Origin of the sequence: Methylorubrum zatmanii (assembly GCF_014845115.1) — a bacterium.
Classification (GTDB): domain Bacteria; phylum Pseudomonadota; class Alphaproteobacteria; order Rhizobiales; family Beijerinckiaceae; genus Methylobacterium; species Methylobacterium zatmanii.
This window is the reverse complement of the sequence record NZ_NKUI01000364.1, coordinates 1-571: the sequence shown is the minus strand read 5'-3', so window position 1 is coordinate 571 and position 571 is coordinate 1. Positions and strand designations below refer to the sequence as shown.

At 72.9% G+C, this 571-nt stretch carries 1 pseudogene; it reads left to right on the top strand.

Going from position 1 to position 571, the window contains the following annotated elements:
- Positions 1–8: 8 nt before the first annotated feature.
- A pseudogene (locus MZTS_RS24765) lies at positions 9–571 on the top strand (hypothetical protein); the annotation flags it as partial.

Sequence of the window (571 nt, the reverse complement as noted above, 5' to 3'; positions counted from 1 at the left end):
CGGCGGAGGTGAAGGCGGCACAGACCACGGATCCGGCCGCGCTCGCCGCCCTGAACGAGCGGGTGAAGGCGCTCGAAACGAACGGCGCCAAGGACCCGGCCGCCGACGTCGCGGGCAAGCTCGCCGCCCTTCAGGGCGACGTCGAGTCCCGCACCAAGGCCAACGAGGCGGCCGACGCCGCCCTGGCGAAGCGCCTCGACGAGGTGCAGAAATCCCTGGACAGCCGGATCGCCGCGGCGACCCAGGCGGTGCAGGAGGCCAGCCAGGCCGGCAAGCAGGCGGCCGAGACCGCGCAAACCCGCGTCGACGAGGCGAGCCGGAACCTGGACCGCAAGCTGCAGGAGCAAGCGGAGAAGATCGCCGCCCTCGACAAGACGGTCGATCAGAGCGCCAAGCAGGCCACGGTGCAGGCGGCGCTGCGGATGATCTCCGCCAACCGGATCGCCACGGCGCTCGAGGCCGGCCAGCCCTATCCGGAGGCGCTCGCCAGCCTGCGCAACCTGGAACCGCCGGATTCCAAGCGGCTCGATGCCCTGGCGCCCTTCGCCGACAAGGGGGCCCCGACCGCCGC